24 protein-coding genes are annotated in these 22,181 nt (G+C 72.2%); 10 read left to right on the forward strand and 14 right to left on the reverse strand.

Annotated features, from left to right (window positions below):
* Window positions 1-1,164: a PadR family transcriptional regulator gene (locus EST54_RS02385; RefSeq protein ID WP_129244460.1), complete on the forward strand. Its 1,164-nt coding sequence runs from the start codon at window positions 1-3 to the stop codon at window positions 1,162-1,164.
* Window positions 1,165-1,252: 88 nt separating this feature from the next.
* Here EST54_RS02385 and EST54_RS02390 read toward each other — a convergent pair whose 3' ends face one another.
* On the reverse strand, window positions 1,253-2,416 hold the full coding sequence (locus EST54_RS02390; RefSeq protein ID WP_129244462.1) for a serine hydrolase domain-containing protein: 1,164 nt from the start codon (window positions 2,414-2,416) through the stop codon (window positions 1,253-1,255).
* Window positions 2,417-2,772: 356 nt separating this feature from the next.
* Between EST54_RS02390 and EST54_RS02395 the strand changes: the two genes are divergently transcribed.
* Window positions 2,773-3,654, forward strand: coding sequence for an SCO6745 family protein (locus tag EST54_RS02395; RefSeq protein ID WP_129244464.1), 882 nt, complete (start codon window positions 2,773-2,775; stop codon window positions 3,652-3,654).
* Window positions 3,655-3,793: 139 nt separating this feature from the next.
* On the opposite strand, the gene EST54_RS02400 is transcribed toward EST54_RS02395, so the two are convergent.
* The 5 genes from EST54_RS02400 to EST54_RS02420 all read right to left on the reverse strand — a co-directional run bounded on the left by EST54_RS02400 (window position 3,794) and on the right by EST54_RS02420 (window position 7,926).
* Window positions 3,794-4,357 (reverse strand): Clp protease N-terminal domain-containing protein, encoded by a 564-nt coding sequence (locus EST54_RS02400; RefSeq protein WP_129244466.1) that lies wholly within the window; start codon window positions 4,355-4,357, stop codon window positions 3,794-3,796.
* Complete coding sequence (locus EST54_RS02405) at window positions 4,357-4,566, reverse strand: helix-turn-helix domain-containing protein (protein WP_009718008.1); 210 nt, start codon at window positions 4,564-4,566, stop codon at window positions 4,357-4,359. The genes EST54_RS02400 and EST54_RS02405 overlap by 1 nt, the downstream gene beginning before the upstream one ends.
* 214 nt (window positions 4,567-4,780) lie before the next feature.
* Window positions 4,781-5,455: a HutD/Ves family protein gene (locus tag EST54_RS02410; protein ID WP_129244468.1), complete on the reverse strand. Its 675-nt coding sequence runs from the start codon at window positions 5,453-5,455 to the stop codon at window positions 4,781-4,783.
* 134 nt (window positions 5,456-5,589) lie between these two features.
* The gene (locus tag EST54_RS02415; RefSeq protein ID WP_129244470.1) at window positions 5,590-6,552 is read right to left on the reverse strand and encodes a zinc-binding dehydrogenase; all 963 of its coding nucleotides are present in this window, start codon (window positions 6,550-6,552) and stop codon (window positions 5,590-5,592) included.
* A gap of 150 nt (window positions 6,553-6,702) precedes the next feature.
* Window positions 6,703-7,926 (reverse strand): NAD(P)-dependent malic enzyme, encoded by a 1,224-nt coding sequence (locus tag EST54_RS02420; RefSeq protein WP_129244472.1) that lies wholly within the window; start codon window positions 7,924-7,926, stop codon window positions 6,703-6,705.
* 546 nt (window positions 7,927-8,472) lie between these two features.
* On the opposite strand from EST54_RS02420, the gene EST54_RS02425 reads away from it, so the two are divergent.
* The 3 genes from EST54_RS02425 to EST54_RS02435 all read left to right on the forward strand — a co-directional run bounded on the left by EST54_RS02425 (window position 8,473) and on the right by EST54_RS02435 (window position 11,254).
* Window positions 8,473-9,447: an ABC transporter substrate-binding protein gene (locus EST54_RS02425; RefSeq protein WP_129244474.1), complete on the forward strand. Its 975-nt coding sequence runs from the start codon at window positions 8,473-8,475 to the stop codon at window positions 9,445-9,447.
* Window positions 9,448-9,509: 62 nt separating this feature from the next.
* A complete protein-coding gene (locus EST54_RS02430; RefSeq protein WP_129244476.1) occupies window positions 9,510-10,454 on the forward strand; it encodes an amino acid ABC transporter permease in 945 nt (314 codons plus the stop codon).
* Between the two features lie 47 nt (window positions 10,455-10,501).
* Window positions 10,502-11,254: an amino acid ABC transporter ATP-binding protein gene (locus EST54_RS02435; RefSeq protein WP_129244600.1), complete on the forward strand. Its 753-nt coding sequence runs from the start codon at window positions 10,502-10,504 to the stop codon at window positions 11,252-11,254.
* Between the two features lie 99 nt (window positions 11,255-11,353).
* Here the strand turns inward: EST54_RS02435 and EST54_RS02440 are convergent, their stop codons facing one another.
* Window positions 11,354-12,115, reverse strand: a complete 762-nt coding sequence (locus EST54_RS02440) for a class I SAM-dependent methyltransferase (protein ID WP_129244478.1) — start codon at window positions 12,113-12,115, stop codon at window positions 11,354-11,356.
* Window positions 12,116-12,209: 94 nt separating this feature from the next.
* Here EST54_RS02440 and EST54_RS02445 point away from each other — a divergent pair, with 94 nt between their 5' ends.
* Window positions 12,210-12,848, forward strand: a complete 639-nt coding sequence (locus tag EST54_RS02445) for a CGNR zinc finger domain-containing protein (RefSeq protein ID WP_129244480.1) — start codon at window positions 12,210-12,212, stop codon at window positions 12,846-12,848.
* On the opposite strand, the gene sodX is transcribed toward EST54_RS02445, so the two are convergent.
* Window positions 12,752-13,222 carry a nickel-type superoxide dismutase maturation protease gene (gene sodX / locus EST54_RS02450; protein WP_129244602.1) on the reverse strand — a complete coding sequence of 157 codons (471 nt, stop codon included), beginning with the start codon at window positions 13,220-13,222 and terminating at the stop codon, window positions 12,752-12,754. The genes EST54_RS02445 and sodX overlap by 97 nt on opposite strands.
* Before the next feature lie 168 nt (window positions 13,223-13,390).
* Between sodX and sodN the strand changes: the two genes are divergently transcribed.
* Complete coding sequence (sodN, locus tag EST54_RS02455) at window positions 13,391-13,786, forward strand: superoxide dismutase, Ni (RefSeq protein ID WP_129244482.1); 396 nt, start codon at window positions 13,391-13,393, stop codon at window positions 13,784-13,786.
* Between the two features lie 231 nt (window positions 13,787-14,017).
* On the opposite strand, the gene EST54_RS02460 is transcribed toward sodN, so the two are convergent.
* On the reverse strand, window positions 14,018-15,304 hold the full coding sequence (locus EST54_RS02460; protein WP_129244484.1) for a cation:proton antiporter: 1,287 nt from the start codon (window positions 15,302-15,304) through the stop codon (window positions 14,018-14,020).
* 239 nt (window positions 15,305-15,543) lie between these two features.
* Between EST54_RS02460 and EST54_RS02465 the strand changes: the two genes are divergently transcribed.
* Window positions 15,544-16,851 (forward strand): RNA polymerase sigma factor, encoded by a 1,308-nt coding sequence (locus EST54_RS02465; protein WP_203525395.1) that lies wholly within the window; start codon window positions 15,544-15,546, stop codon window positions 16,849-16,851.
* A 136-nt stretch (window positions 16,852-16,987) separates the two neighbouring features.
* Window positions 16,988-17,677, forward strand: coding sequence for a hypothetical protein (locus EST54_RS02470; RefSeq protein WP_129244488.1), 690 nt, complete (start codon window positions 16,988-16,990; stop codon window positions 17,675-17,677).
* 67 nt (window positions 17,678-17,744) lie between these two features.
* On the opposite strand, the gene EST54_RS02475 is transcribed toward EST54_RS02470, so the two are convergent.
* The gene (locus EST54_RS02475) at window positions 17,745-18,704 is read right to left on the reverse strand and encodes a LysR family transcriptional regulator (protein WP_167511463.1); all 960 of its coding nucleotides are present in this window, start codon (window positions 18,702-18,704) and stop codon (window positions 17,745-17,747) included.
* A 218-nt stretch (window positions 18,705-18,922) separates the two neighbouring features.
* Between EST54_RS02475 and snpA the strand changes: the two genes are divergently transcribed.
* On the forward strand, window positions 18,923-19,591 hold the full coding sequence (snpA, locus tag EST54_RS02480; protein WP_129244490.1) for a snapalysin: 669 nt from the start codon (window positions 18,923-18,925) through the stop codon (window positions 19,589-19,591).
* 219 nt (window positions 19,592-19,810) lie between these two features.
* Here snpA and crcB (EST54_RS02485) read toward each other — a convergent pair whose 3' ends face one another.
* The 4 genes from crcB (EST54_RS02485) to EST54_RS02500 all read right to left on the reverse strand — a co-directional run bounded on the left by crcB (EST54_RS02485) (window position 19,811) and on the right by EST54_RS02500 (window position 21,953).
* A complete protein-coding gene (crcB, locus tag EST54_RS02485; RefSeq protein ID WP_129244492.1) occupies window positions 19,811-20,185 on the reverse strand; it encodes a fluoride efflux transporter CrcB in 375 nt (124 codons plus the stop codon).
* A complete protein-coding gene (locus EST54_RS02490) occupies window positions 20,182-20,568 on the reverse strand; it encodes a DUF190 domain-containing protein (RefSeq protein ID WP_129244494.1) in 387 nt (128 codons plus the stop codon). Before EST54_RS02490 ends, crcB (EST54_RS02485) begins: the two co-directional genes overlap by 4 nt.
* A complete protein-coding gene (gene crcB, locus EST54_RS02495; protein ID WP_129244496.1) occupies window positions 20,565-21,002 on the reverse strand; it encodes a fluoride efflux transporter CrcB in 438 nt (145 codons plus the stop codon). Before crcB (EST54_RS02495) ends, EST54_RS02490 begins: the two co-directional genes overlap by 4 nt.
* Before the next feature lie 84 nt (window positions 21,003-21,086).
* Window positions 21,087-21,953, reverse strand: a complete 867-nt coding sequence (locus EST54_RS02500) for an isocitrate lyase/PEP mutase family protein (protein WP_129244498.1) — start codon at window positions 21,951-21,953, stop codon at window positions 21,087-21,089.
* Window positions 21,954-22,181: the final 228 nt, after the last annotated feature.

The following is a 22,181-nucleotide window of genomic DNA, read 5'->3' on the forward strand; positions in this document are numbered from 1 at the left end:
ATGCCCCCTGTCTTCGCCCACGGCCGCCTGCGCCTCTACCTCCTCAAGCTGCTGGACGAGGCACCGCGGCACGGCTACGAGATCATCCGCCTCCTGGAGGAGCGCTTCCAGGGCCTCTACGCCCCGTCCGCCGGCACGGTCTACCCCCGACTGGCCAAGCTGGAGGCCGAGGGCCTGGTGACGCACGCGACCGAGGGCGGCCGCAAGGTCTACTCGATCACCGACGCCGGACGGGCCGAACTCGCCGACCGGGGAGGCGAGTTGGCGGATCTGGAGCTGGAGATCCGGGAGTCGGTCGCCGCCCTCGCCTCCGACATCCGGGAGGACGTGAGCGGTTCGGCACGGGATCTGCGCCGGGAGATACAGGAGGCCGCCCAGCAGGCCCGCAAGGACGCGGAGCGCGGGACGGCGGGGCGGACCGGCGGGCGGGCCGGCGGGCGGCCGGACGCCGAGGAAGACGGCGCCGGGCGGCCGTTCCCGGATGCCGGCGACTACTTCGACGGCATGTTCGGCGACAAGGAGCCCTGGCGGCAGGCGAAGGAGGAGTTCCGGCGCGCCAAGGACGAGTGGAAGGAGCAGGCCCGGCGGGCCAAGGAGGAGAGCCGGCGGGCCAGGCAGGACGCCCAGCGGGCCCGTAAGCAGGCCCGGGACGCCCAGGCGCTCGCGCGCGAGGAGGTCCAGCGGGTCCTCAGGCGCGTGCAGGAGCAGGCCCAGGGGGCGGTGCGGTCCGGCGACTGGTCGGGGGCGGTGCGCGAGGCGCTGTCCGAGGTGACCCGCGAGGTCGGGCGCTTCACCGGCCAGTCCGGCGCGAGCCAGGAGGAGGCCGGGCGGAGCGGCGCCGGCCGGGGCGGCACGGACCACGGGACCCGGGTGACGGTCGAGCGTGTCGACCTCGGCAAGCCGGACCCCGGGGAGGACGAGGCGGCCGGGGCCCCACCGGCCCCGGAGTGGGCGACGGAGCCGGCCGGTGACGACCCGGCCCGCGACTTCGACCGGCTGCTGGACCGCTTCCGCGACGATCTGCGGGACGCGGCCCGCGATCACGGCGTGAACGCCGAGCAGTTGAAGGAGTCCCGGCGTCGATTGTCGGCGGCCGCCGCCCATATCGGTGCGCTGCTGAGCCAGCCGGAGCGGTATCAGTCCGGGACGGATCCGGACGCCTGAGCCTGGGCCGACGGCCCGGCCGGGCGGCCGGGGCGGAGCGGGGGCGGGTGGGTTTCTGCGCCGCCCCACCCCGCCCCCGGCCGCCCGCTCAGCTCAACGGCCGGGGCTCCGGCGCCCCGATGCACGTCCGCAGTGCGGCGATGAGCCGTTCGCACCGCTGGTCGCCGCTGCCGCCCATCCGGTTGGCGGTATAGGCGAAGCCGACGCCGAACTCGTCGTCGCCGAAGCCGAATTGCCCACCCGCGCCGCTGTGGGCGAACGAGCGCGGGCCGAGCAGCCGGCGGAACGGCGCATCGAGGAGGACGCCGGTCCCCCAGCGTGCGCCGAGGTCCGGCAGCCCCGACCACGAGGCGCCGCCCGACTGCGGCCGGACCGCATCCGTGACGGTCTCCGCGCCCAGCAGCCGCGGCCCGCCGTCCACCCCCGTGGCGACCGCGGCGTACAGGGCGGCCAGACCGCGCGCCGACGAGACCGCGCCCGCACCGGGGAATTCGGCGGTGAGCAAGGCAGGGGCGTTGTAGCCGTGCGGATCGTCGAGCCCGGGGAAGGGCAGTACGCCGTTCATCGTCAGCGCCCGCATGGCGAGGAGGTCGGGGCTCGGCAGCGACGGCCGCCCCTCGGCCTCGACGAGCCGGGCCAGCCGCGGCAGTTCCTCCTGCGGCAGGCCGATCCAGGTGCGCAGGCCCAGCTCGTCGGCGACGGCCCGGCGGAAGTAGCGGCCCGGCGTCAGACCGGTCAGCCGGCGGATCACCTCGCCGAGGAGAAAGCCGAAGGCATGGGCGTGGTACTCGTACGCCGTACCGGGCTCCCAGAGCGGCGGCTGCTCCTCCAGGGCCTGGATCGCCGGGGTCCAGGCGGTCAACTCCTCGAAGGTCAGCTTGCGTTCGGCGAGCGGAATGCCGGCGGTGTGGGCCAGCACCATCCGCGGGGTGATGCCCTCCTTGCCGTGCCGGGCGAACTCCGGCCAGCAGTCGGCCACCGGAGCGTCCAGGTCCAACCGCCCCTGTTCGGCGAGCAGATGGACGCAGACGCTGATGAGGGCCTTGGCGAGGGACATGACGGGAAGGACGGTGCGCTCGTCCCACGCCCGGCCGGTCCGGTCGTCGGCAGTCCCGCCCCACAGGTCGACGACCTTGCGCCCGCCCACGAACACGGTGACGGCGGCGCCGAGTTCCCCGCCCTCGGCGAAGTTCCGGCCGAACGCGTCCGCGACGGCTCCGAAGCCCTCGTCGGCCGTTCCGTGGTACGGCATCTGCTGCTCATTTCCTCGCATCGGACCGGTGGCCCCCAACGGGCCGTCCGGCGGGGCCACGATACGGAGCCGGCCGCCGCTCCTCGATCGAATATCTCCGCGCGGAGACGACCGGCCACCGACGACAGCGGCCGGATCCGGAGAGGCCCCAACTCGGCCCCTGTTACCCACAGTTGCCATCGACGGTCTGGATTCACGCGGCGTAATCGGGGAAACCACTACTTCGCACGGCTTTTCGTCCGGCACCGGGCTCCAGGGGCCCCAGCTGCCCGACTCCGCGGACCGGCGGGCCGTGTTCCGGACCACCGCCCCACTCCCTGTCTGCGCACGCATCGTGAAGGCCATGAGGTAAAGCGATGTCGGAATACCTTTCGGTCGCCCGCCGGATGTGGCACCTGCTGGAGCCACTGCACGCCACGCTGTACTTCGCCCCCGAGGCCCGTCAGGTCGCCGCCGACCTCGGCCATGACGTCGCGTCCCGCTGGCCCAGTTATTTCGCCTGGCGTACGGCTCCGCTGGGTGCCGCCGGGCCCGAGCTGGTGGCCGCGACGTACTACACCTTCAGCCCGCGGATGATCGCCCGCTACCTCCCGCGGATCTGGACGGTCGCGGACCCTGCCAAGGTGCTGGACGCGCGGCTGCTGGCCATGGACCGTGCGCTGACCACCCTGATCGGCGGCCGGCTGAGCGCCGCGCAACTCGCCGAGGCGGCCCGGCTCGCCCGACAGGCGGCCGAGAACGCCGGAACCGCCGCCCGCCCGCTGGCCGCCGCCAACCGCGATCTGCCCTGGCCGGACGCCCCGCATCTGACGCTCTGGCAGGCCGCGACGGTACTCCGCGAGCACCGTGGCGACGGCCATCTGGCAGCCCTGCTGACCTGCGGACTCGATCCGTGTGAGGCTCTGGTGTCGTTCGCCGCGATCGGTGCCGCGCCGGCCGCCGACTTCATGGGGCGCGGCTGGAGCGCCCAGGAGTGGAGCGACGCCCGGCACCGCCTCGCCGCCCGCGGCTGGATCGCTCCGGACGGCACCGCGACCGAGCGCGCCCGCACGGAGCGCGAGGCGATCGAGCGAACCACGGACCGGCTGGCGGCCGGCCCCTGGCGCGCCCTGGGCCACTCCCGCGCCGAACGGCTGGCGCAGCTGCTCAACCCCGTCCTCGGCGCGGTCTTCGAGGCCGGGTACCTGCCGCGGCACAGCACGCTGGGGATCGGCACGGTCAAGGTCGCCTACCCGTAACCGGCGGCAGTGGGGTGCAGTGCCGCGCACCCGAGCGGCCGGCACCGTCCGGAGTGCCCCACACCGCTTGGATCGCCCCGCACCGTCCGGGGCGGCCCGGCGTACGCCCCGCCCCGGCCCCTCACCCCTCCCCGGCGCCTCAACTCGCGCGTGTGCCGCGGCTCTCCCCCAGCACCCGCACCACCGCCTCGTGGGTCACCCCGTGGTCGGCGAGCACCGCGGCCGCCGGTCCGCGCCCGGTGGTCAGCGCGAGCAGCAGATGCTCGTCGCCGATGGACCGCTCGCCGCGGCCGGCCACCATCCGCAGGGCGCGCTCCAGGACGGACTTCGCCTCCGCCGTGAACCGACGGCGCACCCGCCGGCGCCGCCCGGGCGTCCGGTCGGCGGCCAGCGCACCCACCCCGTGCTCCTGCTCCACGCTCGCCACGATCGCGTCGACGTCGATACCGAGCCCGGCCAGTGCCGCCACATCGGCCGCCGAGACCCCACCCCGCCGGCGCACCGCCGCCAGGCCGTCCGCCACCGATTGCCGCCGCTCATGGAGGCCGAGGGCGGCGAGCGCCCCGGCGGCCGGTGAATCCGTCCGGTCCAGCAGGGCGAGCAGCAGCTCCGGCTCGCCGATCGTGTCACTGCCCGTACGGTCCGCCTGCTCCGCGGCGCAGCTCACCACTGCGCGCGCCTCGGCCGTGAACTTCTCGAACATCAGCGCCTCCCGTGCTTCTTGTGGACCGCCTGCCTGCTGACCCCCAGCTCCGCCGCGATCTCCTGCCACGACCAGCCCTTCGCCCGGGCACTGCGCACCTGTACGGCTTCGAGCTGCTCCAGCAGCCGACGGAGCGCGGCCACGGCACGGAGTCCGACCCTGGGGTCGCGGTCACCCGCCCGCTCGGCGAGATCCGTTGCTTCAGTCATGGTGTCAATTTAGGTTGACACACCGGGCGCGTCAACCTTCATTGACACGGATTCCGGGTCGAAGGGGGGAAGAGGGGAAGGGGGGAAGGGACGACCGAGAGCCCGGCGGCGAGGCTGAGCCGACCGAGAGGCACCCGGCGGCAAGGGAGGCTGACGCGCAGGCATCCCGTAGCGAGGAAGGACCGACCGAGAGGCACCCGTCGTTGAGGAAGCGTCAGCCGGGCGGGCGGCCCCGCAACCGGACGACCGCCACGGTGCCGTCCGTCCGCAGTCCGCCGGGCAGCGCGTCCGGCCCCGCCCACAGCACCGCGTCGAACCGCTCCAGCCGCACCCCGGACTCGCCGGGCTCCCCAGGCACCGTGAGTCGGGTGGCTCCCTCCAGCGCCACCACGAGCAGCCCGCCCGCGGGGTCCGGGCCACCCACGAGGTCCGGCCCGCCCGCGGGGTCCGGGCCGCCCGCCACCCGGCTGTCCGGCTCCGGGCCCGGCTCCGGCTCCCGCTCCGGCGACCAGCTCCCGGCCACCACCTCCACGGTCGCCGCCGCCCGCCCGTCCCGGAGCATCACATTGAGGTTGACGACCGGGCCGTCCAGCAGCCGGGAGACGGTGGTGGCGCGGCCGGGGAAGGCGTACGGGCGGTAGCGGCCCGGCAGCAGCCGCGGGGTGCCGTCCACCGTCAGCTCCAGCCCGGCGCCGTCGACGACGGTGAGGATCCGCCGGACCCCGGGCAGCGGCGAGTACGGCCCGTCGCGGGTGACGTCCGCCAGGCTGACCCGCCAGGCGAAGCCGTCCCAGCCGGCGCCCTGCGGATGGACCGCGATCTCGCGGGTCACCCCGCCGCCGTTGCTCCACGGCGCGGCCGCCCGCCCTGCCGCCCGCAGGATCCGCATGCCTCCGGCCCCTTCCCCGTCGAAACAACGGCCCATGGAAATGACGGCCGGTGGAAAAGTCGGCCGGTGGAAGAGTCGGCAGCCCCGAGCCCCGGAGCCCCGAGCCCCCCAAGCACCAGAGCCCCGACCCGGAATCAGACCGTCAGCACGACCTTCCCGAACAGTTCGCCCTCCGCCATCTTCGTGAAGCCCTCCCGCGCCCGGTCCAGCGGCAGCGTGGAGTCGATGACCGGGCGGATGCCCTTGGCGGCGCAGAAGCTCAGCAGCGACGCCAGCTCCTCCTTGCTGCCCATCGTGGAGCCGACGATCTTCAGCTCCAGGAAGAAGATCCGGTTGAGCTCCCCGCTCTTGGGGGTGAAGCCGCTGGTGGCGCCCGAAATCACCAGCGCGCCGCCGGGCTTGAGCGACTTGACCGAGTGCGACCAGGTGGCGGCGCCGACCGTCTCGATCACCGCGTCCACCCGCTGCGGCAGCCGCTCCCCGCTCGCGAACACCGCCTCGGCGCCCAGCTCCAGCGCCCGCTTGCGCTTGGCCTCGTCCCGGCTGGTGGCGAAGACCCGCAGCCCCGCGGCGGCGCCCAGCACGATGGCGGCGGTCGCCACCCCGCCGCCCGCGCCCTGCACCAGCACGCTGTCGCCGGGCCGTACGCCCGCGTTGGTGAACAGCATCCGGTACGCGGTCAGCCAGGCGGTCGGCAGACAGGCCGCCTCCTCGAAGGACAGCTCCTTCGGCTTGGGCAGCACATTCCACACGGGCACGGTGACCTGCTCGGCGAAGGTGCCCTGGTAGCGCTCGGTGAGGATGGAGGGCTTCTCCTTCGGGCCGACGCCGTGACCGGTCTGGCCGATGACGGAGTGCAGCACGACCTCGTTGCCGTCCGCGTCGATGCCGGCGGCGTCACAGCCGAGGATCATCGGGAACGCGTCCTCGGTGATCCCCACCCCGCGCAGCGACCACAGGTCGTGGTGGTTGAGGGAGGCGGCCTTGACGTTGACGGTCGTCCAGCCGGGGCGTACGTCAGGGGCCGGGCGCTCCCCCAATTCGAGGCCGTTCAGCGGCTGGTCACGGTCGATGCGGGCGGCATAGGCAGCAAACATGATCCCAACGTAGGCCGCGGACGGGCGCTGCGGTACCGCGTACGGGTGTGACACGCACCGCGCCGCGACGACCGCACACGGCCACGACGACGGGCCGGGCCCGCACCTGTGAGGTGCGGGCCCGGCCCGTGGGCGGAGTCTGCCGGGGCGTCAGCGGCGCGCCACGCCCTCGGCGCGGGCGGCGGCCGCGACCGCGGCGGTGACGGCCGGGGCGACCCGCTCGTCGAACGGCGAGGGGATGACCCGGTCGGCGCTGAGCTCATCGGCGACGACGGCGGCCAGCGCCTCGGCGGCGGCGAGCTTCATGCCCTCGGTGATCTGCGAGGCCCGCACCTGCATGGCTCCGGCGAAGATGCCCGGGAAGGCCAGCACGTTGTTGATCTGGTTGGGGTAGTCGCTGCGTCCGGTGGCGACCACGGCCGCGTACCGGTGCGCGATGTCCGGGTGGATCTCCGGGGTGGGGTTGGCCATCGCGAAGATCAGCGACTCCTTCGCCATCTTCGCCACCGCCTCCTCCGGCACCGTGCCGCCGGAGACCCCGATGAAGACATCGGCGCCGTCCAGCGCATCCTCCAGCGAGCCGGTCAGCCCGCCCTTGTTGGTGAAGCCGGCGACCTCACGCTTGACGTCCGTGAGGTCGGTGCGGTCCGCGGAGACGATGCCCTTGCGGTCGCACACCGCGACATCGCCGATGCCCGCCTCGATGAGGATCTTGGCGATCGCGACACCGGCCGCACCGGCGCCCGAGATGACCGCACGCAGCTGGCCGAGCGCCCGGTCGGTGAGCTTGGCGGCGTTGCGCAGCGCGGCCAGCGTGACCACGGCGGTGCCGTGCTGGTCGTCGTGGAAGACCGGGATGTCCAGCCGCTCCTGGAGCCGGCGCTCGATCTCGAAGCAGCGCGGCGCCGAGATGTCCTCCAGGTTGATGCCACCGAAGGACGGGGCCATCCGGACGACGGTCTCGATGATCTCGTCGGTGTCCGTGGTGCCGAGCGCGATCGGCACCGCGTCGACGCCGCCGAACTGCTTGAAGAGGATGGCCTTGCCCTCCATCACCGGGAGGGACGCCTCCGGGCCGATGTCGCCCAGGCCCAGCACCGCGGTGCCGTCCGTGACGACGGCGACGACGTTGGACTTCCAGGTGTAGTCGTCCACGAGCGCGGGCTGCTCGGCGATGGCGCTGCACACCTTGGCGACGCCCGGTGTGTACGCGAGGGACAGGTCGTCCTTGTTGCGGACCGGCACCGTCGCCTGGATGGCCATTTTGCCGCCGCGATGCAGGGCGAAGGCCGGATCGAAGGCGTCGTCGGGCGCGCTGCCCGCGCCCGCGCCTGTATTGCTGTCGCTGCGAGGATTGACGATCTCCGCTGCCACTTGTTTTACCCCTTTTAATCGTGAATCTGCTGAGGGTGGCCACTCCCTGGTTGAGGGGTGGGCGGGCACCGCGTCCGGGCCCTGCGCGGCAGATGGCCGCCGCGCGGGGGGAGGAACGGACGCCGGGCGCGCCGCACACGCGCCCTGAGCCCCGGATGAGGGGTGTAACGAACCTTTTTACCCGACGGGCGCGGGCCCCGACGAGTTGGATTCATTACCCTCGGCTTCAGAGACCAGACAATAACCTTTTAGTGCGCAAAATGCGGGAAGCGCACAAAGAACTCAAGAGTGCCGAGCTGCGCGGTCCGCATCCCGAGACGGCCGAAGTGAGCAGGGCATCCTTCGCATTCCGCCGGCGGCACACCCCCCTTGCGCCGCAAGGCCGTCAACCCGCCGAGCCGTCCGTTATGCGATTTTGACCTGTGTGATGGTCCGAATACCGGAGTCCGGGTGGCAGGATTCCCGTCACCAACCGAGGTCACGACGCTCCAGGGCGTGCACCCCGGCCTTTGTCACGTCGGCTTCTCCATCCGCAGGAGGATCAGCATGACCGCACGCACCACCCGTCGCCCGGCCCACGGCAGGTCTCGTACAGCCGTGGCCACGGCGGCCGCGGTCGCGGCTTCGCTCCTGCTGCTCAGCGCCTGTGGAGACCAGACGGACGCGGCCATCGCCAGGCGTGAGGCGAAGAAGAACCGCAATGTGCATGCGCCGCTGTTCAAGAAGCTGCCGAAGGACGTGCAGGAGAAGGCCCTGCTCCAGGTCGGCTCGGACATCACGTACAAGCCGGTGGAGTTCCGCTCCAACGGCGCGGTCGAGGGCATCGACCCGGACCTCGCGGAGGCGATGAGCAAGGAGCTGGGCATCAAGCTCAACTTCAACAACGCCACCTTCGACACCCTCATGGGCGGGCTGAAGTCCAAGCGCTACGACATCGCGATGTCGGCGATGACGGACACCAAGGAACGCCAGCAGGGCATCGACAGCAACACCGGCAAGAAGATCGGTGAGGGCGTCGACTTCATCGACTACCTCAATGTCGGCGTCTCGCTCTACACCCGCAAGGGCAAGACCAACGGCGTCGACGGCTGGGAGACGCTGTGCGGCAAGAAGATCGCGGTGCAGCGCGGCACGGTCTCGGACGATCTGGCCAAGGACAAGTCGAAGGCCTGTGAGAAGAACGGCGAGCAGGCCATCTCCATCGAGGCGTTCGACAACGACTCCGAGGCCCAGACCCGGCTGCGTACCGGCGGTGTGGACGCCGTCTCCAGCGACTACCCGGTCGCGGCGTACGCAGTGAAGGTCTCCGGCCACGGCAAGGACTTCCAGATGGTCGGCGGGGCGCCGCTCAAGGCGGCCCCGTACGGCATCGCGGTCCCCAAGGGCAAGCAGCAGTTGCGCGACGCCCTCAAGGCCGCGATGGAACTCGCGATCAAGAACGGCTCGTACGCCAAGGTTCTGGACAAGTGGGACGTCAAGGATGCCGCGGTCAAGGACGTGCAGCTCAATGGCGGCTCCTGAGCCGCCGTCAGCCCTCCCGTCCGCTCCGCGCACCTCCCGCCGAATGCTGAAAGGCAACACCCGTGTCAGTTGACGTCGACAAGTCGGCCCAGCCGCCGGCGGACGCTCCGCCGCCCCAGCCCGAGCCCCTCAAGGCCATCCCGGTCCGCCATTACGGGCGCTGGGTGGCGGCGGTCGTCGTCCTCGGGCTGGTCGCCCTGCTCGGCCGGGCCTTCGCCTCGGGGAACGTCAACTGGGACGCCATCCCCCAGTACATGTTCAACGCGGACATCCTCAAGGGCCTGCGCAACACCCTGCTGATCACCGTGCTGTCGATGATCATCGGCATCGTCCTCGGGGTGATCCTGGCCGTGATGCGCCAGTCCAAGAACCCGGTGACCTCGACGGTCGCCTGGTTCTACGTCTGGTTCTTCCGCGGTACGCCGGTCTATGTCCAGCTGTTCCTCTGGTTCAACCTGGGCCTGGTCTTCCAGTACATCGACATCATGCCGATCTACAAGGACGAGTGGTCGGACTTCATGACCCCGTTCCTGTGTGCGCTGCTGGGCCTGGGGCTCAACGAGGCCGCGTACATGGCGGAGATCTGCCGGGCCGGTCTGAACGCGGTCGACGAGGGCCAGACCGAGGCGGCGCACGCGCTGGGCATGAGCCACGCCAAGACGCTGCGCCGGATCATCGTGCCGCAGGCGATGCGGGTGATCGTGCCGCCGACCGGCAACGAGGTCATCAACATGCTGAAGACCTCCTCGCTGGTCATCGCCGTCCAGTACTACGACCTCCTCCAGGCCGCCCAGAACGTCGGCCGGGACTCGGGCGTCGTGGTGGAGATGCTGATCCTCGCCGCCGCCTGGTACCTGATCGCCACCACGGTGCTGAGCATCGGCCAGTACTACCTGGAGCGCTACTACGCCCGCGGCTCCAGCCGACAGCTCCCGCTCACTCCGCTCCAGCGCGCCAAGGCGAAGCTGTCCGGCGGCTTCAACCGCAGCGCCGGAGGTGCGGCATGACCACCAAGATGACGACGAGCAAGGCCGCGGGCACCAGCGGCGGCCCGATGGTCAAGGCCGAGGGCGTCCACAAGTCCTTCGGCACGGCGCACATCCTCAAGGGCATCGACCTGGAGGTGGCGCCCCGGGAGGTCTTCTGCCTGATCGGCCCCTCCGGTTCCGGCAAGTCGACGTTCCTGCGCTGCATCAACCACCTGGAGAAGGTCAACGCCGGCCGGCTGTCCGTCGACGGCGAACTGGTCGGCTACCGCGAGCACAACGGCAAGCTCTACGAGCTGCGCGACAAGGAGGTCGCCGCCCGCCGCCGCGACATCGGCATGGTCTTCCAGCGCTTCAACCTCTTCCCGCACATGACCGCGGTGGAGAACATCATGGAGGCGCCGATCCAGGTCAAGGGCGAGTCCAGGGCCGCCGCCCGGGAGCGCGCGACCACGCTGCTGGACCGCGTCGGCCTCGCCGACAAGGCCGCGAACTACCCCTCGCAGCTCTCCGGCGGCCAGCAGCAGCGCGTGGCCATCGCCCGGGCGCTGGCGATGGAGCCGAAGCTGATGCTCTTCGACGAGCCGACCTCGGCGCTCGACCCGGAGCTGGTCGGTGACGTCCTGGACGTCATGAAGGACCTGGCCGCGGACGGGATGACGATGATCGTCGTGACCCATGAGATGGGCTTCGCCCGCGAGGTCGGCGACTCGCTGGTCTTCATGGACGACGGCGTGGTCGTCGAATCCGGCCATCCGCGCGAGGTGCTGGGCAACCCCCAGCACGAGCGGACGAAGTCGTTCCTGTCGAAGGTCCTGTAGCGCCCTGGCGGGGGTGCCCTGTGCGGCGGAGCCCGCACGGGGTGCCACCGCGGTGCGCACGCGCCGCCCGGCGGCACCCCCGCCGCCGGGGCACCGGGCCTACTTCAGGCCCAGCACCAGCGCGTCCGTGGGCGAGGACCACACCGTCCGCGCCTCCGCGAAGCCGGACTCACGCAGCACCTGGGCATGCCATGCCGCCGACGGCGTGTCACCGTCCGCGTGCTCGCCGAAGATCTCGAAGCGCTCGGCGGTCGGCGCGGCCAGCCGCGGGTCGGCGGCGGCCAGTTGCCACCACTCGGCCCAGTCGACGGCACCGGCCGCCTTCGCCGCGTCCCGCCGCGCATGCCGGAAGGCGCGGTCGGCGGCGTTGATCCGGGGGGTGGCCTCGTCGGGCATCCGGTCGGCGTTCATGAAGACCCCGCCGTCCCGCACCAGCCCGCCGAGCTGCCCGTACAGCCCGCGCAGCTCCCCGCTGTGCAGCCAGTGCAGGGCGGTGGCGGTGAGCACCGCGTCGTAGGAGGCGTGCGGCAGCTTCGCCGTCCACTCGGGGTCCTTGAGATCGGCCCGCACGAAGCGGACCCGGCGCTCGCCGGAGAAGTACCCTTCCGCGATGGCCAGCAGCGCGGGATCCAGATCGACGCCCACACTCTCGGCCCCGGGGAACCGCTGCAGCAGCCGGTCGGAGATACTGCCCGTGCCGCATGCGAGGTCCAGGACCCGGGGAGCGGGACCCACCAGCGCTTCGACCATGTCCAGCATCACCCGGAACCGCTCCTCGCGGTCGGGGAGGTACCACTCCTGCTGGCGGTCCCAACTGTGCTGCCACGCCTGCCAGTCGGCACCGACGACGGTCTCGGTCATCGCTTCCCCTTCCGGGCGTAATACCCTGGTACCTATATCACCCATTACTTCATCCAGCATTCCGTACCTTAGCCCTCGCCCGTAAGGACTACAAGTGGAACTGGCCTATTACTCGGACTATGCCGTGCGACTGGTCAACACCGAGCAGCCCGAGCGCGGCACCGACAGCCTCACCTCGGTCGAGGCGGTACGGGAGCTGTTCGGCCCCGCCCAGCAGGCCGCCCGGCGCGCGACCGACAGCGACGTCACGCGGCTGCGCACGGTCCGCTCCCGGCTGCGCGCCGTCTTCGAGGCCGCCGACGCCGGCGACGAGGTGCTGGCCGTGGACCTCCTCAACGCCCTGATGATGGAGTTCCCCGTCAGCCCGCAGATCTCCGGCCACGAGGACCGCGACGACGGGGGCACGGGAGGCCGCCCCCACTGGCACATGCACATCGCCGACCACGCGGCCAACGCCACCGCCGGCTACACCGCCACCGCCTGTATGGGCCTGGCCTTCCACCTCACCGACCTGGGCGTGGACCGCCTCGGCCTCTGCCAGGCGCGCCCCTGCCGGAACGTCTACCTGGACACCTCCACCAACCGCTCCCGGCGCTACTGCTCCGACCGCTGCGCCACCCGCGCCAACGTCGCCGCCTACCGGGCCCGCAAGCGGCTGGAGAGCGAACGCTCGGCCCGTACCGGCCGCACCGCCGAGACCACCCAGGACAGCACCCCGGCGACCGACCGCTGAACCCCCCGCGGCGGGCGGACCCGCACCCAGGCGCGGGCAATGACCAGTTCGTCGGGAACCACCCCGAATTCCCGGCTGTCGTTCTCGACGAACGGATTGTCCCCCTGGACCCACCAGCCGCCGTCCCGCCGCTGTACGGCCCGCTTGACGATCAGCAGATCCTGCCGGAACGGATGCCGCAGCACGACCACGGCGCCGGGCCGCACCGCCGCTCCGTACTGCACGACCAGCTGGTCACCGGGCTGCAGCGTCGGCACCATCGACGGGTTGTACACCTCGGCCAGCCCGAACGCCCGCAGCGGTCCGCCCCGCGCCTGCCCCGCTTCTGAGCCCTCGCCCTGCCCGGGCCCGCGCTCGTGCACCTGCTCCGGCATCCCGTACCTCCCGGTCCAGCCCCGGTCCGACCCGCTCACCGGCCCATCCTCCAACAGTCCCAGCGTGACACCGGACTTTTGCCCTAAGACCCCCGGGCCGCCCGAGAAAAGCCTTCCCCCACCGAGTAATCTCGCACCTGAGAAGACGATCACGAGGAAGGACTGAACATGCTTTCGCGCCTGTTCGCCCCCAAGGTGAAGGTCAGCGCCCACTGCGACCTGCCCTGCGGCGTCTACGACCCGGCCCAGGCCCGCATCGAGGCCGAGTCGGTCAAGGCCGTCCAGGAGAAGTACCAGGCCAACGAGGACGCGGACTTCCGCACCCGCGCCGTCCTGATCAAGGAGCAGCGCGCCGAGCTGGCCAAGCACCACGTCTCGGTGCTGTGGAGCGACTACTTCAAGCCCCCGCACTTCGAGAAGTACCCGCAGCTGCACCAGCTGGTGAACGACACCCTCAAGGCCCTCAGCGCCGCCAAGGGTTCCAACGACCCGAAGACGGGCGAGAAGGCGCTGGAGCTCATCGCCGAGATCGACCGGATCTTCTGGGAGACCAAGAAGGCCTGACCTCGGCCCGGACGGCCTGACCTGCACTGCGCGGGTCGCGTCGGCCACCTGTCCGCACCCGGTCCGCGGGGCGCCGCACATGGCGTCCATGACGGAGCGGGTGCGGTCTTCTTTTTCCGGGTGCGGTGTGCGTTCTCCGAGTGCGGTGTGCGTTCTCCGAGTTCGGTGTCCGTTCTCCGGGTGCGGTCTTCTCGTTCCGGCGGCAGGGGTGCCGCGTCCCGTCCGTGGCGTTCACGGCCGGAGGGGGCCGCCCCGGCGCCGGACGCGGTGCAGACCGCCGGCCGCCATGCCCCTGACGGGCAGTTCGTCCGCCGGGGCGGCCGCGGGGCCGGTGTCCTTGACCGCCCGCCCGTAGCGCCGGGCCAGCGGTGTCGAGGTGAGGCCGTGGGCGAGGACGCTGAGCAGGACCGTGCAGGCGAGCACCGGGAGCACCGGACGGGCACCGGCGCGGTCGAGCTCCTCGACCGCGAGCAGGCCGAAGATGACCGAGGCCAGTCCACGGGGCCCGAACCAGCCGACGAACAGCACGGTTCGGGCGTCCAGACCGCTGCCGACCAGGCACAGCGCCACCGGCACCATGCGGATCACCGTGAGGCTCAGGACGGCGTAGAGCACGGCCTGCCAGGTGAAGTCGGCGGCCATCTCCGGGAGCAGGAGGGCGCCGAAGACCAGCCACACCAGCACGGACAGCAGTGCCGCGGACTGCTCGACGTACAGCAGCACCCGCTGCGGCGCACCGTGCATCGTGCCGAACGCCAGACCGGCGACGAAGGCGGCGACGAAGCCGTTGCCGCCGAGGGCGAGGGCGGAGGTGTAGCTGAGCAGGGACAGCGCCAGGACGCCCGGGCCGGCGAAGTCCTCGGCCGCCCAGCCGTTGCGGAGCGTGGTGCGCAGCAGCCAGCCGGCGGCCAGGCCGGCCACCGCGCCGTACGCCGCACCGACGGCGAGTTCCACCAGGGCATGGCCGGTGGCATGCGGTCCGGCGGCCCCCTCGGCCGACGCCATCCCGGCCAGGGCGAGCACCACCAGCGGTGTGACGATGCCGTCGTTGAGGCCGCTCTCCACGTTGATGACCCGGCGGATCTTCACCGGTACCTCCGGGTTGACCATCATCGTGGCGCCGAGCGCGGCGTCCGTCGGAGCGAGTGCGGCCCCGACGTACAGGGCGGCCCAGCCCGAGACGCCGGGCAGCAGGGCGGCCGCCAGCAGCGCGCCCAGGCCCACGCACAACGGCAGTCCGATACCCAACAGCCTTACGTAGAGGCCGAGTTCGGGGCGCAGGGCGCGGAAGGAGAGCCGTGCGGCGTCGGTGAAGAGCACCCACACCAGGGTGACCTCCGCCAGCGCCTTGACCGTTTCGTGCGGCAGCGCGAGGTCGAGGGCGCCGGTGCCCTCGCCCAGCAGCAGGCCCAGCAGCACGAAGGCGGCCGGAGCAGTGAGTTCGAAGTGCTCCATCCGCCGTGAGCACAGGCACCACAGGAACAACAGGAGCAGGACCAGGGAAAGGGTGCCGTCCACGGGGCTCTCCAGGGCTCGGCCTCGTCGGCCTTCGGGCACCCCACTCTCGGGCATCGCACCCGGCACCGGGCGGCGCGCGGCAGGCCGGGGCGCCGCCTTTCACGCAGCTGGCCGAAGCGCCGGCCACCGGGCCGCGGCGCTCTGCGGCCACCAGGGCGTCAGCCGGCCGCCGGCCAGGGCCCCCGCCCGGCCCCGCCGTGCGGTGTCCGATTGCCGCCGCGGGGCCCGGGTGTTCTGATGTGGCCGTGACGGCAACAGGCGACGCACGACGCGCGGTCGAGGCGGTGTTCCGCATCGAGTCGGCGCGGCTGATCGCCGGTCTCACCCGGATCGTGCGCGACGTGGGGCTCGCCGAGGAGCTGGCCCAGGACGCCATGGTGGCCGCGCTGGAACGATGGCCGGAGACCGGCATCCCGGATAATCCGGGCGCCTGGCTGATGGCGACCGCCAGGAACCGTGCGATCGATCTGCTGCGCAGACAGGAGCGGCTGGCCCGCAAGGTCGAGCTGCTCGGACGGGAGGCGGAGAGCGGTCCCGGCCGGCCGGAGGCCGCCTTCGCCCGGGTCGAGGGCGGCGCGGAGATCGAGGACGATCTGCTGCGGCTGGTGTTCCTCTCCTGCCATCCGGTGCTGTCCACCCGGGCGCGGGTGGCGCTGACCCTGCGGCTGGTCGGCGGGCTGCGGACCGACGAGATCGCCCGCGCGTTCCTGACGTCCGAGGCGACCGTGCAGCAGCGGATCGTCCGGGCGAAGAAGCGGCTCGCCGACGCGCGGGTGCCGTTCGAGGTGCCGGCCAGGGTGGAGTGGGGCGAGCGGCTCGCGTCGGTGCTGGAGGTCGTCTATCTGGTCTTCAACGAGGGGTACGCCGCGACGGCCGGGGACGACTGGATGCGGCCGGCGCTGTGCGAGGACGCGCTGCGGCTGGGACGGATGGTGGCCGGGCTGCTGCCGAAGGAGCCGGAGGCGCACGGGCTGGTGGCGCTGATGGAGATCCAGGCCTCGCGGTCGGCCGCCCGGACCGGGCCGACGGGCGAGCCGGTGCTGCTGCTGGAGCAGAACCGGTCGCGCTGGGACCGGCTGCTGATCCGGCGCGGGCTGGCCGCGCTCGCCCGCGCCGAGGAACTGGGCGGCACCCTCGGCCCGTACGCCCTGCAGGCCGCGATCGCCGCCTGCCACGCCCGGGCGCGCACCGCCCAGGAGACGGACTGGCCGCGGATCGCGGTGCTGTACGAGGCGCTGGGGCAGGTCGCGCCGTCCCCGGTCGTGGAGCTGAACCGGGCGGTGGCGGTGGGCATGGCGTTCGGTGCCGCACAGGGCCTGGCGGTGGCGGACGAGCTGGCGGCGGAACCGGCGCTCGCGGGCTACCACCTCCTGCCGAGCGTGCGCGGCGATCTGCTCGCCCGGCTGGGGCGCGCGGCGGAGGCCCGGCAGGAGTTCCTGCGGGCCGCCGCACTGACCCGCAACGCCCGGGAACGGGCCCTCCTGGAGGAGCGGGCGGCAGAGCAGGAGGAGGGAGGCACCGGCCGTGGCCGCCCGCCCGGGAGCTGAGGATCCGCCGCGCCGCAAGGGCCGCGCCGCGCCCCCGGCGGCGCCCCCAGCGCACGGCAGGATTGCCGCAATGCGGAACAGACAGCATCATGTCCGACGTGACCCGCCCGCCACCGTGACTGGAAATGACCTGCCGATGTCTCGCACTCCGCCGGCCCCCGAGGGGCGCTCCCGGGCGGCGCTGCCGGTGCTGGCCCTCGTCATGGCGTCGGCCGTGTTCCTGGTGTCCGGCTGCAGCGGGGCCGGGGAGCCCAAGAGCGCCGGCCCCACGCCGGCCGCTTCGGCCCCCAAGCAGCTGTGGACCCCCAGAAAGCCCCCGCCACCGCTCGGCGAGCCCAATTCGGAGCTCAACGACGGTGTGCCGTCACCGGTGCGCGGGCTGCCGCGGGTGCCGTCCGACGACATCCACCGGGTCTCGGCGCTCGCCGTCGCCAAGGCCCGGCTCACCACGATGACCAGCCCTCTCGACGAAGAGGGCACGGACAAGAAGATCAAGAACTGCACGGCCCTCGGGCAGGATCCGTGCCCGGTCAAGGCGCCGCAGTACCGGGACCTCAACGGTGACGGCAAGGACGAGCTGCTGCTCGGCATCGCCTCGGGGCCGTACTTCCTGTTCCTGTGGGCCTTCACCGTCAACCACGGCCAGGTCACCCTGATCATGGACGAGGCCGAGCGCCCCCGGTCGGTGAAGCTGTCGGGCCGTGACGTGATCGTGCAGGAGCCGGCCGACAGGGGGTACGACATCCGCCGGGTCTACTCCTGGGACAAGCGGGAACACGCCATGAACGAGCGGACCTTCGAATACGTGGAGTCGAGCCGGAAATGAGCCGACGTCGTCCCGCCGGCCGGCACTGCACCCAGGACCTTTCCGCCCCTGCCCCAGGGGACACCCCCTAAATCCCCACCGACAACAGCCCGTCATGGCGCACCAGCCACGCCCGGTACGCCTCGCTCGCCCAGGCGATCTCCAGGTACGAGGCGGTCAGATCGGCGAACAGGTCGTCCGCGGAGGCAGCCGGGGTGGCGTCGTGGCGGCAGGCCATGAAGAGGCGGACGGCCAGCGGGTCGCCGTACAGGGGGCGGATCGCCATGCCGTGCCGGGAGCGGGCGGTCGGCTGGCAGGGGGTGACCACCTCGCCGGCCGTGACGAGGTCGACCGCGGTGAGGTAGTCGCCGTGCACGACCCGCGGGGTGATGCCGGCCGCGGCCCAGATACGGCGCAGCCCCGCCCATTCGCCGTCCACGGTCGGGTCCACCATCCACTGGTCGTCGGCGAGGTCCGCCACCCGCACGACGTCCCGGGCGGCCGCCGGGTGGCTGTCCGCCAGGGCGATGAACTGCGGTTCTCTGGCGACGAGTTCATGCTCGACCAGGCCGTCGGGGACCCGCAGCGGCGCGCCCTCGACCTCGTGGACGAAGGCGGCGTCGAGCTGTCCGGTCGCCACCATGTGGAGCAGGGCATTGGCGGACACATCGGCTCTTATCGTGGTGTCCGTCTCCGGCAGCCGCACCCGCAGCCGCCGCAGCCAGCCCGCGACGGCGGGGCTGTTGGTGCTGCCGATGTGCAGCCGTGCGCCCCGTTCGTGGTGGGAGGCCGAGGCGATTTCGTCGATGAGTGCCCGCATTTCGGCCACGATCGGCCGGGCCCGGCACAGGACCGCATGCCCCAGCGGCGTGGGACGGCTGCCGGTCGGTTCCCGGAAGAACAGCTGGCCGCCGAGGGCCTTCTCGATGCGGTGGAGCTGGGTCGTCAGGGAGGGCTGGGTCATGCCGAGCTGCCGCGCCGCCTTGCGTACGCTGCCGGTGTCGGCGATGGCGCACAATGCGCGAAGATGCCTGACCTCTAGCTCCACGTCCGGAGCATAACGAGGTCGGCATCCGTCACACCAGACTCTTAAACCTGCCTCAACTCCCTTTCTCTCCGGGGTATTGGCCGGCGCTATCGCCACCTGGCATCTCCGTCCCGTGGGTGAACTGCGTCCAGACTCGACGGCACCAAGAAATCCGCAGGGCCCCGGTCGCCGCCCCACACGGCGACCGTACGGCCCTCGGAGATGAAGGAGCCCCCCACATGAGATCTCCCAAGACAGCGCTGTCGGCAGCGCTGGGCCTGGGCCTCGCCGCGGCACTCGCAGCCGCGGCGCCGGTTTCGGCAGCTTCCCCCTCCTCCCTCGCCAACTCCCACCACAGCACGCCCGCTTCGATCGCCGCCTACCAGGGTTCGGCGGCCGAGAAGGCCGACACCAAGGCGTTCTTCGAAGCGGTGATCAAGTCCGCGCGGGCCAAGATGAAGGCCCACCCGAACGCGGCGACGGTCACCGTCACCTACGACGCCGGTGCGGCGCCGACGTACAAGAGCCAGATAGCCGAGAGCACCTCGATCTGGAACAGCGCGGTGCACAACGTGAAGTTGCAGGAAGGCAGCGGCGGCGACTTCCAGTACCGCGAGGGCGACGACCCGCGCGGTTCGTACGCCAGCACCGACGGCCACGGCAAGGGCTACGTCTTCCTGGACCACAAGCAGAACCAGGAGTACAACTCCACCCGCGTGGCCGCGCACGAGACCGGCCATGTACTGGGCCTGCCGGACCACTACGAGGGTCCGTGCAGCGAGCTGATGTCCGGCGGCGGCCCCGGCACCTCGTGCCAGAACGCCCAGCCGGACGCGAACGAACGCGCCAAGGTGGACCAGCTCTGGGCCAACGGCCTGGCGGGCATCCGCTTCGGCAAGGCCTCCTGACCCCCTAGGAGGACGCTCCGGAAACAACGAAGTTCGGCGGTGGCCCAGCGGTCCCGGCCCGGTTGACGGCAGCCGGCTCCGCGTACGGCCTGGGGCTGACGAGTACCGGTACCTGGCGGACGGCGCTCGTATCCCCACCAGCCCTCGCATCCCTGCGCCGCCCGTGCGGTGGGGCTCACCACGAGCCCCACCGCTTTCGTCCGTCCGCGACCGCCCGGGTCAGCCCCACCAGGCCTGCGCAGCCGCCGCACCCGCGAACGCGGCCGCGAGCCCGGCCAGCAGGCTCAGTACGGCATTGGCCGCGGCATAGCCGCGCGCCCCGTCCACCGCCAGCCGCAGGGTCTCGTAGGAGAACGTCGAGTACGTGGTCAGCGCCCCGCACAGGCCGGTGCCCAGCAGCAGTTGGAGGTGCGAGGAGGCGGCGCCGGCCGCGGCCGCGCCGGTCAGCGTCCCGAGGATCAGGGAGCCGACGACATTGACGGTGAAGGTCCCCCAGGGGAAGACCGTGTCGTGCCGGGACTGCACGGCGCGGTCGGTGAGGAACCGCAGCGGCGCGCCGACCATCGCACCGACCACCACCAGCAGCCAGTTCACCCGCGTCCGCCCTCGTCCGCGGCCGGGCGGTCCGGGCGGGGGTAGGTGAGTGCCTCGCAGGGGTCGAGCGTCACCAGGCCGCCGCCCGCGAGGAGTTCGTCCAGCTCCGGCAGGAAGGCCCGGATCCGCTCCTCGGTGTCCACGACGACGACCGCGACCGGCAGGTCCTCGCTCATCGACAGCAGCCGCTGGGTGTGGATGAGGGAGGTGGCGCCGAAGCCCTCGACGCCGCGGAAGACGCTGGCGCCGGCCAGTCCGGCCCGGCGGGCGCGGTGCACCAGCTCCGCGTACAGCGGCTTGTGGTGCCAGGCCTCCTGTTCGCCGACGAAGACCGTGAGCCGCAGCGCGGGGGCGCCGCCGGGATGTGCCGTGCCGTGTGTCATGCCGTCCGCCGCCTCAGTTCGAGAAGTGCGCGCGTGCCCGCGACCGCGGCCCAGACGGCCGCGAGCGCGAGGAGCAGGGTGCCCGCGAGGTACGCCACGGCCAGGGCCGGCCGGCGGGCGTCGACCAGCCGTTGGATGTCGACGGCGTAGGTGGAGAAGGTGGTGAAGCCGCCGAGGATGCCGGTGCCGAGGAAGGGACGCACCAGCCGGTGGGCCGAGCGGACCTCGGTGATCACCACCATCAGGACGCCCATCAGGGCGCAGCCGACGGCGTTGACGGTCAGGGTCGTCCAGGGGAAGGTGCCGGCGGCGGTGGGCCACAGGAGCGCGGCGCCGTAACGGGCCGTGGCGCCGATCGCGCCGCCCACGGCCACCACGCCGATCACCGGCCACTGGCCCCGCCAGGGCGCCGCCCCGCGGCGTCGCTCGTCCATGGTTCTCCCGAGATCATCGGCGACCTCAGGCTACCTCCGCCCCTGTGCACCGGCCACACAGGGGCGCGCTCCCGGCCCGGCGGGTCAGACCGCCAGGACCGCTCGTACGGGGTGCGGCCGGCCGAGGTTGCGGGCCAGCAGTTCGGTGGCTTCCCTGACCCCGATCTCCCCGCCGGGCTCCCCGGCGGCCGGCAGCCGCCCGTCCGCGTACGCCAGCTCGGCCATCGCGCTCTCCATCGCCCGGTGCGCGGCGAACAGGCACGGGGTGCTGTAGATGGCCACGCCGACGCCCAGATCGGTCAGTTCGGACAGCGAGAGCCGCGGGGACTTCCCGCCCGCGATCTGGTTGAACAGCAGCGGCTTGTCGCCGGTGACCTCACGGATCCGGCGGATCCGGTCGACGCTGCGCACCCCGTCGACGAGCACCACGTCCGCCTCGGTTTCGGCCAGCGCCGCGGCCCGCCGCAGGATGTCGTCCTCCTCCGTGGCGTCCGTACGGGCCACGACGACCAGATCGCCGCGGACGGCGAGCACCTGGTGCAGCTTGTCCAGATACTCCTCCAGCGGCAGCACCAGCTTGCCGTCCGCGTGCCCGCACCGGCGCGGCCGCTTCTGGTCCTCCAGGATCACCCCGCTCGCCCCGCTCCGCTCCAGGCGGCGCACCACATGGCAGGCCACCTCGGGGTCGACGTAGCCGTCGTCGATGTCCACCAGCAGATGGTGGCGGGGGAAGGCACCGCGCAGCCGCTCCACGAAGGCGACCATGTCGGGCCAGGCGATGAACCCGATGTCCGGAAGCCCGTAGTACGAGGCGGCGAAGCCGAAGCCGGACACGAAGAAGCCGTTGTAGTGCCCGGCGGCGATCGAGGCCGAATACATGTCGTGGACGCCGATCAGGGGCGTCGTCCCCTCGGCCGCGATCTCGTCGCGCAGCGCTGGTCCGTACCGCAATGTGGTGCTCCTTAACAGAACCGGCAGCGAGGGCCGGTCCGGTGTCCGGGGCGTGGCAGGGGCGCGAGGAAGGCCCCGTGGCGCGCCGGCCCGTTCACCGGAGAACTGGTCAGGGGCATGGTTGTCCAGCACGCGGCCCACATCGCCGTAACACGCCACAACCGGTGGCGGCTTTCTCAATTCTTACCGGCTCTTACCGGCGGGCGAGCGGCGGGCGGCGGGCGGCGG

This window comes from Streptomyces sioyaensis (assembly GCF_004122735.1).
Taxonomy (GTDB): domain Bacteria; phylum Actinomycetota; class Actinomycetes; order Streptomycetales; family Streptomycetaceae; genus Streptomyces; species Streptomyces sioyaensis.